A 2,244-nucleotide genomic window follows, 5' to 3' on the forward strand; every position below is an offset into this window, starting at 1 on the left:
AGGCCGGCTCGGTATGGATAAACTGCTACAACATCTTCGACGCCGCGCTGCCCTTCGGCGGTTACAAGCAATCCGGCTGGGGTCGCGAGATGGGCGAGGCGGTGCTCTCCAATTACACGGAGAACAAAGCGGTAACGATCGCACTGTAACGCGGATGTAGCGATCCGGTTATCCGCAAGCGATGTAGACGTCACTCGCCGGGGGCGGGCCACAGGCTCGCCCCGCTTTTTTCCCGTTTAACCACCTTGAGCATGCGTCGCAAAGCTGAACAACCTGACTCTTGGCAATTATCAGTAAGTGCGGATGTTGTTGAGCGCCCCCCTTCAACCTCTTTCTAAAAGTCCATTATCCTTATGACATCAAACACACCCCAGACCCTGCGTGTCATCTCCGGCATGAGCGAAGAGCCCGCCGCCTTGAGCCAATCGACCTTGATCATGATCGACTGCCAGAACACTTACCGCGAAGGCGTGATGGAACTCGCGGGTGTTGAAGCGGCGCTGGACGAGGCGCGAATACTGCTGGAGCGCGCGCGCAAGCTCGGCATCCCGATCATTCACATCCAGCATAACGCCGGCAGCGGTTCGCCTTACGACCTGGAATCCGATTTGGGCCAGATCGCGGACAAGGTTTCGCCACAAGGCGATGAATCCGTGATCACCAAGACCCATCCCAACGCGTTCGTGAATACGCAACTGCACGAGCAATTGCAGGCGAGCGGCGCGCAAAACCTGGTGCTCACAGGCTTCATGACGCACATGTGCGTCAACTCAACCGCCCGCGGGGCGTTCAACCTGGGCTATGCGCCGACGGTTGTAGCCGCCGCCACCGCCACCCGCGCGTTACTCGACGGCGAAGAAACCATCCCCGCGGACATGATGCAGAAGTCCAGCCTGGCCGCCGTCGCCGACCTGTTCGGCGTCGTGGTCCGGCGGGGCCGCGATCTGCCGGACTGAGTCGCCACCACGCCCGCCGACGATTGCACGCGGAGTCTCTTGATGCACGCGTGATGAGCATGACGCCGCACATCTCCGGCAGCTCGCTCTCGGCGCAGGCGCGCTATGCCGCGGGCACCCGCGAAATCCTGGAGTGCTGGTAGAAGTCCCCACTTTATGTCCGGCCCCGCTCTCTGGGGCCGGATTTTTTTACGTTGCAAGATGACACAATGGAGCGCAAACAATGACCCGCAACGATGTTACCGAACAGATCATCGCCGCCAAAATCAAGAAACGCCTGACGTGGGAAGCCCTCGCCGAAGTGGTGGACGCCAGCAAGGAATGGGCGACCGCCGCGCTGCTGGGCCAGATGACATTGAACGCTGCGCAGGCGAAAGCGATCGGCAAGAAACTTGGCCTTGATTCAGAAGCTGTAGCGCTTTTGCAGCAGGTGCCATACAAGGGTTCGTTGCCGACCGAGGTGCCGACCGACCCGCTCATCTACCGCTTTTATGAACTGGTGAACGTGTATGGAACAACCTTCAAGGCACTCATCCACGAGGAATTCGGCGACGGCATCATGAGCGCCATCGATTTCGACATGGACATCCAGCGGCAACCCGATCCCAAGGGTGACCGTGTGAAGATTACTATGAGTGGAAAATTCCTGCCGTACAAAATCTACTGACCCCGGGTCATCGCTCTACGCAGTCGGATTCCGCCGCCACTCGCGCGTTACTCGACGGCAAAGACTATCCCCGCGGACATGATCCAGAAGCCCAGCCTGTCGGCTATTGCGAAGCTGTTCGGCATCGTGGGTCCGGCAAACCGGCGATTTGCAGGATTGAGTCACCCCGTGCGGCTCCCGGTCGATGGCGCAGGACGCTTACTGCTTCTGTGCCGGCGCTGACGGTGGTTGCATGAGAGCGCCATTCTGCGTCAACGGCGGACCAACTGGAACATCGCGCCGGGTCGCTGCGATCTCGAACCCGCCGATCGCGGATCGCTGGGCGTCCTATTTCCGCGTTTTTTTAATAGTGAACAACATTTACCTGAAGGAGCGTGGCCGGCAACTAATCGAGCAACCTTGGCGATTTAGCTTCGCCATCCATCCGCATGTTTTCAGGTTTGCCCAAGATCAATAGCAATGGCCGATCGCTTGGAGTATCTGCGCTCTTGACCGCGCTGTGCGACATACTAGACACTGCATCGCAACAGATTTGTCGTCTATATTATGTTGGCGGCTTTAGGCCGCAACACATGAGAGCTGGTGGTTAAGCACCCCATAATTATCGCGGTACAAGGGCGC

The 2,244-nt window shown here is 58.6% G+C and carries 3 protein-coding genes and 1 pseudogene; all 4 read left to right on the forward strand.

What is annotated here, in order from left to right; genetic code table 11:
* The coding region (locus tag H0V34_10650; GenBank protein MBA2492126.1) for an aldehyde dehydrogenase family protein at window positions 1–149 on the forward strand (149 nt) is incomplete at its 5' end.
* A 204-nt stretch (window positions 150–353) separates the two neighbouring features.
* Window positions 354–956: a cysteine hydrolase gene (locus H0V34_10655; GenBank protein ID MBA2492127.1), complete on the forward strand. Its 603-nt coding sequence runs from the start codon at window positions 354–356 to the stop codon at window positions 954–956.
* A gap of 59 nt (window positions 957–1,015) precedes the next feature.
* A pseudogene (locus tag H0V34_10660) lies at window positions 1,016–1,096 on the forward strand (formate dehydrogenase).
* 83 nt (window positions 1,097–1,179) lie between these two features.
* Complete coding sequence (cynS, locus tag H0V34_10665; GenBank protein MBA2492128.1) at window positions 1,180–1,623, forward strand: cyanase; 444 nt, start codon at window positions 1,180–1,182, stop codon at window positions 1,621–1,623.
* Window positions 1,624–2,244: the final 621 nt, after the last annotated feature.

This window comes from Gammaproteobacteria bacterium (assembly GCA_013696315.1).
GTDB lineage: Bacteria > Pseudomonadota > Gammaproteobacteria > JACCYU01 > JACCYU01 > JACCYU01.